Consider the following 7,790-nt stretch of genomic DNA (forward strand, 5'->3'; position numbering starts at 1 on the left):
GTGGTACTAGTGGCCACCGCGGTGGCGTTTCCCGGCGCGCCCAGGATGGTCTTTGCGCGGCTGGGGGCGTCCTTGCTGACTGCGGTGATCATGGGCTGGGCATGGTCACGTTGGGGCCGCCCAGAGTGGATCACCCGCCGGCTACCCGCTTCAGGCGTTCAGACCCAGTCACGTTGGGTGGCGTTCACGGAAGCGGCCCGCCACGACTTCCTGCAAGCCGCATCGTATTTGGTATTGGGTGCCGCCGCGGCCGCGATGCTTCACGTGCTGGTGCCGCGGTGGGTCTTCGAACATCTGGCGGCACACCTGATCCTTGGTGTGGTGGTGATGGCCGCCCTGGCGGTGGTCCTGGCACTGTGTTCGGAGGCCGACGCGTTCGTCGCCTCCAGCATGACCATGGTGCCGCTGCTCCCGCGGCTGGTGTTCCTGGTCGTGGGGCCGGCCGTCGATGTGAAACTGTTTGCGATGCAGGCGGGCATGTTCGGCCGCGCCTTCGCGGCCCGCTTTTCCCCCGCCACGTTGCTGGTTGCAACGGCGAGCGCGTGCGCTGTCGGACTTGTCCTTCTCGGTGGTCGGTAAGTGAACCGCGAAACAGAGAACATAGTTCTTTTGCTGGTAGGCATTAGCATCGCCGTGATCACCGTGTCGGGCGCGTTCACCCGCTACGTCAAGCCGGGACTACTGCCGTGGCTGGCCGCATCCGCGCTGCTGCTGATTGCGTTAGCGCTAGTAGCGATCATCGGCGATATCCGGCGCGGAGGACCGCGACCCAGTGATCACAGCGAGACAGACTCCCATCGCACAGGCGTGTGGCTGCTCGTCGTTCCTATCTTGGTCTTGATGGTCGTGGCGCCGCCGGCGCTGCGGCCCTCAGCCGCTGCCCCGTCTGTGCCGACCGGGTCGCACGTTGTTCTGAATCGGTTTCCCTTTGCTCCGCTACCGTCGGGCAATGCCCCTGAAGTGCCGCTCCCAGAAGTATTAAGGCGCGAGGTGCAGGACTCCACCGGCTCGTTGACTCATCGATCGATCACCGTGACCGGCTTCGTCCTTAACGAGGCCCAGGGCGTGGATCTTGGTCGCATCGTCATTTACTGTTGCGCCGCCGACGCCCAGCTGGCCCGAATCCATCTGCGTGGCCCGGCCGCCCAATACGCCGCCGGCCTGCCTGACAACACCTGGCTTCGGGCCGAGGGCCAAGTCATACCCCTCACCGGGCAACCGAATTACCGCATGATTCCGACGCTGGAAGCCACCAAGGTCACGCGCATCGATACCCCGGCCAACCCGTACGACTACCCCCGTTGATGTAGCCCAGTTCAGGTAACTCATCGGAATCCGTTTTGTGCGCGAGTTTCCCGGCCCTCGCCTGCGTTGCACTCCGCGCACAGCACGAGCAGATTCTCGTCATCGAGCATGCGATTGCGCCGGGCAGCACCAACAGTCCGGCTCTTTCGCCGTCATCGCTTATTCACCGTCTATGATCGCGAAGCTACGAGAATTACGCACAACCGTTGACGTCGTCCGGAACATCGAAAACCGTTCCTTCACAAGGATTGCGATAACAACCGAGGACCATTGAAATTTTCGGCTTTTAATCCGCAGGTCCTAGGTTCGAGTCCTAGTGGGGGCACTACAACGCACCGGCGTCGTTCCATGTCGGCTCATCGCCCGAGCACGGCGCTGCTGTAGGTGACGTCGGCGAAGGCCGCGGCGACGTCGTCGTCGGCGTAGACGAATCCATTGGCCGCGTGCAGCTCGGCAACAGTCGTGGACGTGGTCTGCCAGCCGCGCTGGCTCAGGTGGTCGACGATGTGGCTGCGCTGCCCGTGATAGACGAGATCGTTGAAGTCGATCTCGAACCCGAGTTCACTCATCCGGTCGTGATGCGCGCGCCAGCGTGGGTCGGCGAAAACGGCTGTGTCAGGGACGAATTCGAAGGCGAGACGGCTGCCGAGCGCACTCAGATCCGTGATGTTGTCGAACAGCGCGTCCTGGGCTTCGTCCGGCAGGTAGACCAGCAAGCCTTCGGCGCTCCAGGCCGAGGGGGCCTGCGCATCGAACCCGGCCGTCTGCAGGGCCGAGGCCCAATCGTCGCGCAGGTCGATGGCAACGGTGCGCCGCTCGGCGGTGGGCTCGGCTCCGAGGTCGCCCAGTGTCAGGGTCTTGAACTCGATCACCTCGGGCATGTCGACCTCGTAGACGACCGTCCCAGCCGGCCAAGCCAGCCGGTAGGCGCGCGAATCGAGGCCCGACGCGAGGATCACCACCTGGCCGATGCCGCTGCGGGTCGCGTCGAGAAAGAACTGATCGTAGAACCGGGTTCGGCAGGCCATCCCCCGCGCCATTCGCTGCGGATCGAACTCCGTGTTCTCGCCCGCCGCGATTTCGCCGTTCACCAGCCTGACGTATACGTCGATCCCGACCGCGCGCACCAACGGAGCGGCAAACGGGTCGTCGATCAGCTTCGCCTCGGACGACAGTGCCCGCTGGGCAGCCACCATGGTCGCCGTCGCCCCGACACTCGTGGCGAGATCCCAGCGATCACGTTCGGTGCGCGCCATGGTGCCCCCTAAAACCGGGTCCGAAAAACATAGATAACCTAGTTAGTATCACAAGGTCGCATCCCGGTGCCCGGGACTACTCTCCGGGTTATCTGCTGCCCGTTCCACGCCGGAGGACCCCGATGACCGATTTCGCACAGCGGACGATCGATCTGGCTCGCCGCAACGTGACCGAGGGCGGCCGCCCGTTCGCGACGGTGATCGTCCAGGACGGCGGGGTGCTGGCTGAAAGCGCAAACAAGGTTGCCCAGACGAACGATCCCACCGCCCACGCCGAGATCCTGGCGATCCGCGAGGCCTGCATGAAGCTGGGCACCGAGCACCTCGTCGATGCCACCATCTATGTGCTGGCCCACCCGTGCCCGATGTGCCTGGGCTCGCTGTATTACTGCTCACCCAAGGAGGTCGTCTTCCTGACCACCCGGGACAGTTACGAGCGGTACTACCTGGATGACCGCAAGTACTTCGAGTTGTCCACCTTCTACGACGAATTCGCGAAGGAATGGGACCAGCGACGCCTGCCGATGCGCTACGACCCCAGAGATGGCGCTGTGGAGGTCTACCGGCTGTGGAACGAGCGCAACGGTGGCCGCCGGTTGACGGTCGTTCCGCCGGGCTGAACTGCGTCCTTGGCGGCAGAACCGCTTTTCGCTAGTATTTGCGTATGCATGCAGATAACAGCAAAGGCCGGCTGCCCGACGACCAGGCCAACCTGGTGGTCGAGGTGTTCCGGATGCTGGCCGATGCCACTCGCGTGCAGGTGCTCTGGACATTGACCGACCGCGAGATGGCGGTCAACGAACTCGCCGAGCACGTGGGCAAACCGGCGCCGTCGGTTTCCCAGCACCTCGCGAAGTTGCGGATGGCGCGGCTGGTTCGCACCCGCCGGGAGGGCACGACGATCTTTTACAGCCTGGAGAACGATCACGTCCGCCAGCTCGTCATCGACGCGGTTTTCAACGCCGAGCACGCCGGCCCGGGTGTGCCCGGTCACCACCGCGGCGACAGTGGGCTGAAGGCAGTCGGCCGGTCGTCTCGCCGACCGAACCGGCAGCGCAGCACGCTGAGCGAGCAATAGCCACAAGGTATTTCACAAAGGAGAGAACACCAGTGAGCGAACAGCACACCCACGACACGCCACACGCGCACGAACACGAGCACGGCGACGTGACGCATGCCCATCCGCACACGTCCCACGAGCACGACCATGTGGAGCACGAACACTCGCACTCTCACGAGGACGGGACCGAACATACCCATCAGCACGTGCATCAGGCGGGCCTGGAGGAGGTTCACGGTCACCACCACGCATAGCGCGAGCGGGGCTTCGGCGACTCAGGAGACCATCGGGCAGTAGTGCTTTGGGTCGCCGCGCTCGTCTTCGGGCGGCAGGTTGCGTGCCGGGGTCTGCGGCAGCGGTGCATCGACTGGGATTCGCCCGGAGGCGCGATCCAGGCCGGCGCGGGCCCGCGGATGCTTCCGGTACCTGGGCGGCACGAAGGCGAAGACCGTCCGCACCAGATTGCCAAAGCGCCGGTGCAGCCACTCGTCGCGGGGCGACCACTGATAGCCCAACCGTTCGCGGACGGCGGGGTGATACAGACCGACCGTCAGCCAGACGAAGAACGACGCGAACGACTTCGTCAGGGTCGCCCACAGCCAATCCGGAAGCCAGGGGGCGACGGGCGGTTTGTCATATCTGGTCAGATCGAGCACGGCTCGCGTGGCGAAGTTGTCCTCTAACACGTTGCGGCACATGTGGTCCCAGTAGTCCTGGAACTCCTCCCAGGTCTTAGGCACGGGCCGCATGCTCATGCCGTACATCCGATACCACTGGATGTGTTCATCGAACAATTGCCGTTTTTGCGCTTCGGTCAGACCACTGCCGAAGCGTTCGGCCACGTGGATCGTGCCGACGAAGAAGGTGCTGTGCGCCCAATAGAACACGTCGGGGTTCAGCGCGTGGTAGCGACGACCCTGGTCGTCGACGCCCTTGATGTCGATGTGGTAGTCGCGTACCTCAGCGGCGGTCATCGGGGCGCGGTCACCGTCGAAGACCACACCGCCGATCGGGTACAGCGACCGCATCACCCGCGGCAATGGCTCTCGAAGAAATGTCGAGTGTTGCTCGACGGCCGCGCCCAACTGCGGGTGCATGTTTTGCATGGATCCAGCAAACGGGCCCTGCAGTATGCCGCGCCAGTCGCCGAAGTACCTCCAGGTCAGCGAACCGGGACCGAGCGGAGTCGGAGGTGCCTCGTAGCCCATCGTCGACACCGGGCAGCCGTGAGCTACGTCGCCGGATGCGTCGCGCGCCTCTTCACCGCTGGTCGGTGGCCCCGATGCGGACGTATCTTGAGTCACTATTAGATCCCTGTGGGTATCGTAAAATTTTGACTACAACCGTTGTCAATCTAGAGCTTAGGAGCGATGTGCAGACGGGTCAACGACGGGGACGCTGGACCGGCGTCCCCTTGGAGAGTCGCCTCGCGCTCCGCCGTGACAACCTCATCAATGCCGGCGTGCAGTTACTCGGCAGTGCCGGCGGACCGGCCCTGACCGTGCGCGCGGTCTGCCGTGAGGCCGCGCTGACCGAACGCTACTTCTACGAAAGTTTCGCCGACCGTGACGAATTCGTGCGCGCGGTCTACGACGATGTCTGCACGCGAGCGATGAACGCCCTGACGTCGGCGACGACCCCGCGCGAGGCCGTCGAGCGGTTCGTCGAGCTGATGGTCGACGACCCGGTCCGTGGACGCGTGCTGTTGCTGGCACCGACGGTGGAGCCCGTTCTGACCCGCTCTGGCGCGGAGTGGATGCCCAATTTCATCGAGCTGCTGCAGCGCAAGCTGTCCCGGATCGGCGACGCCGTACTGCAGAAGATGATCGCCACCAGCCTGATCGGCGGGTTGTCGGGGCTATTCACCGCCTACCTGCACGGACAGCTGGGCGCGACTCGCCAACAGTTCATCGATTACTGCATCAACATGCTGTACATCACCGCCGCGCCGTACGTCCCGGCGGGCGAGCTCGGCAAGTCGCAGTAACGTGCGTTTTCGATCGCGCGCCATCGGCAAGCCGTACAGGTAGGCAACCTGCCACGCTCGACAACCGGCATAAAACCGTTATCTGACGCGCCGACGAGGAACTTGATGCTACTCAAGTACACAGATATATTGACTGCTACCCATCGACACAGATAACTGGAGGCCGTATGTCAGCCGGGCTGACCGACTTACAGCTGCTGCACGAACTCGAGCCGTTCGTCGAGAGGTACCTGAATCGGCACGAGAGCATGCACAAGAATTGGAACCCGCACGACTACATCCCGTGGTCGGATGGCAAGAACTACTACGCGCTGGGCGGACAGGCCTGGGAGCCGGGTCAGTCACAGCTGTCTGACGTCGCCCAGGTGGCGATGGTGCAGAACCTGATGACCGAGGACAACCTGCCGTCGTATCACCGCGAGATCGCTATGAACTTCGGCATGGATGGCGCGTGGGGACAGTGGGTCAACCGCTGGACCGCCGAGGAGAACCGGCATGGCATCGCGCTGCGCGATTACCTGGTGGTGACCCGCGCGGTCGACCCGGTCGAGCTGGAGAAGCTGCGCATCGAGGTGGTGAACCGGGGCTTCAGTCCTGGCCAGAATCAGCAGATTCGAGCCGACCTCTTCGCCGAGAGCCTGTTCGACTCGGTCATCTATGTCACGTTCCAGGAGCTGGCCACCCGGATCTCGCACCGCAACACCGGTAAGGCCTGCAATGAGACGATCGCCGACCAGTTGCTGGCCAAGATCTCGGCCGACGAGAACCTGCACATGATCTTCTACCGCGACGTCAGCGAGGCCGGGTTCGCGGCCGCGCCCAACCAGGCGATGAAGTCGCTGCACAAGGTGCTGCGCAATTTCCAGATGCCGGGCTACCAGGTGCCCGAGTTCCGCCGCAAGGCCGTCGTCATCGCCGTGGGCGGCGTGTACGACCCGCGCATCCACCTCGACGACGTGGTCATGCCGGTGCTGAAGAAATGGCGCATCTTCGAGCGCGAGGACTTCACCGGTGAGGCGGCCGCCATGCGCGACGATCTCGCGCTGCTGATCAAGGAACTCGAGCAAACCTGCGAGAAGTTCGAGATCTCGAAGCAGCGTCAGCTCGACCGGGAAGCCCGCACCGGCAAGAAGACCACCGCGTTCGAGCTGCATCAAACCGCCGGCACGCTGACCATGAGCCGGCGGTAACCAAGCGGTGCGCATCGGTTCCATCGCGCTCGCCAGCCCGGTGGTCCTGGCACCGATGGCGGGCGTGACAAACGTCGCATTCCGGACGCTGTGCCGTGAACTGGAGCAAGCCAAGGTCGGCACCGTCAGCGGGCTCTACGTCTGCGAGATGGTAACGGCGCGTGCGCTTGTCGAGCGTCATCCAGCCACCCTGCACATGACCACGTTCGCCCCGGACGAGTCGCCGCGTTCGCTGCAGCTCTACACCGTCGACCCAGCGACCACCTACGCGGCCGCCAAGATGATCGCCGACGAGGGCCTGGCCGATCACATCGACATGAATTTCGGCTGCCCGGTGCCCAAGGTGACCAAGCGCGGCGGCGGATCGGCGCTGCCGTACAAACGGCGACTCTTCGGTCAGATCGTCGCCGCGGCGGTGCGCGGCACCGAGGGCACCCAGATACCGGTCACCGTCAAGTTCCGCATCGGCATCGACGACGAGCACCACACACATCTCGATGCCGGCCGTATCGCCGAAGCCGAAGGTGCCGCCGCCGTCGCGCTGCATGCCCGTACGGCCGCGCAGCGCTACTCCGGCACCGCCGACTGGGAAGCGATCGCCCGGCTCAAACAGCAGGTGCGGACCATCCCGGTGCTCGGCAACGGCGACATCTATGACGCCAGTGACGCGCTGACCATGATGGCCACCACCGGATGCGACGGCGTCGTCATCGGCCGCGGCTGCCTGGGCCGGCCCTGGCTGTTCGCCGAGCTGTCGGCCGCCTTCACCGGCAGCCCGCCGCCCACGCCCCCGACGCTGGGCGAGGTCGCCGACATCGTCCGACGGCACGGGCAGCTGCTGGCCGCGCACTTCGGTGAGGACAAGGGCATGCGGGACATCCGCAAGCACATCGGCTGGTACCTGCACGGTTTTCCGGCCGGCTCCGAGTTACGCCGGGCGCTGGCGATGGTCAAGACGCTTGAGGAACTGGACTACCTGCTCGACCGGCTGG

Annotated in this window: 10 protein-coding genes; 8 read left to right on the forward strand and 2 right to left on the reverse strand. The window is 64.5% G+C overall.

From position 1 onward, the window contains the following. Both A5652_RS14425 and A5652_RS14430 read left to right on the forward strand, forming a co-directional pair. A partial coding sequence (locus A5652_RS14425) for a permease (RefSeq protein WP_197513958.1) occupies positions 1 to 579 on the forward strand: 579 nt, incomplete at its 5' end. Further along, on the forward strand, positions 580 to 1,305 hold the full coding sequence (locus A5652_RS14430) for a TIGR03943 family protein (protein ID WP_067352332.1): 726 nt from the start codon (positions 580 to 582) through the stop codon (positions 1,303 to 1,305). 356 nt (positions 1,306 to 1,661) lie between these two features. On the opposite strand, the gene A5652_RS14435 is transcribed toward A5652_RS14430, so the two are convergent. Beyond that, positions 1,662 to 2,561, reverse strand: coding sequence for a class I SAM-dependent methyltransferase (locus A5652_RS14435; protein WP_067352334.1), 900 nt, complete (start codon positions 2,559 to 2,561; stop codon positions 1,662 to 1,664). Positions 2,562 to 2,683: 122 nt separating this feature from the next. Here A5652_RS14435 and A5652_RS14440 point away from each other — a divergent pair, with 122 nt between their 5' ends. Genes A5652_RS14440 through A5652_RS14450 form a run of 3 tightly spaced genes read left to right on the forward strand, consistent with a single transcriptional unit; the run spans position 2,684 to position 3,875 of the window. Then, the gene (locus tag A5652_RS14440) at positions 2,684 to 3,181 is read left to right on the forward strand and encodes a nucleoside deaminase (protein ID WP_067352338.1); all 498 of its coding nucleotides are present in this window, start codon (positions 2,684 to 2,686) and stop codon (positions 3,179 to 3,181) included. 44 nt (positions 3,182 to 3,225) lie between these two features. After that, a complete protein-coding gene (locus tag A5652_RS14445) occupies positions 3,226 to 3,639 on the forward strand; it encodes a metalloregulator ArsR/SmtB family transcription factor (RefSeq protein WP_156745342.1) in 414 nt (137 codons plus the stop codon). A 32-nt stretch (positions 3,640 to 3,671) separates the two neighbouring features. Beyond that, on the forward strand, positions 3,672 to 3,875 hold the full coding sequence (locus tag A5652_RS14450) for a zinc transporter Slc39a7 (RefSeq protein ID WP_067352342.1): 204 nt from the start codon (positions 3,672 to 3,674) through the stop codon (positions 3,873 to 3,875). A gap of 21 nt (positions 3,876 to 3,896) precedes the next feature. Here A5652_RS14450 and A5652_RS14455 read toward each other — a convergent pair whose 3' ends face one another. Continuing rightward, on the reverse strand, positions 3,897 to 4,925 hold the full coding sequence (locus tag A5652_RS14455; protein ID WP_067352346.1) for an oxygenase MpaB family protein: 1,029 nt from the start codon (positions 4,923 to 4,925) through the stop codon (positions 3,897 to 3,899). A 68-nt stretch (positions 4,926 to 4,993) separates the two neighbouring features. Here A5652_RS14455 and A5652_RS14460 point away from each other — a divergent pair, with 68 nt between their 5' ends. The 3 genes from A5652_RS14460 to dusB all read left to right on the forward strand — a co-directional run. Next, entirely contained in the window at positions 4,994 to 5,608 is a 615-nt protein-coding gene (locus A5652_RS14460; RefSeq protein WP_156745343.1) for a TetR/AcrR family transcriptional regulator, read from the forward strand. 167 nt (positions 5,609 to 5,775) lie between these two features. Continuing rightward, positions 5,776 to 6,798, forward strand: coding sequence for an acyl-ACP desaturase (locus A5652_RS14465; RefSeq protein WP_067352349.1), 1,023 nt, complete (start codon positions 5,776 to 5,778; stop codon positions 6,796 to 6,798). A 55-nt stretch (positions 6,799 to 6,853) separates the two neighbouring features. Continuing rightward, positions 6,854 to 7,790 (forward strand): tRNA dihydrouridine synthase DusB (dusB, locus tag A5652_RS14470; RefSeq protein ID WP_232001194.1); only part of this gene is annotated, 937 nt, incomplete at its 3' end.

Origin of the sequence: Mycobacterium sp. 1165178.9 (genome assembly GCF_001673555.1) — a bacterium.
Classification (GTDB): domain Bacteria; phylum Actinomycetota; class Actinomycetes; order Mycobacteriales; family Mycobacteriaceae; genus Mycobacterium.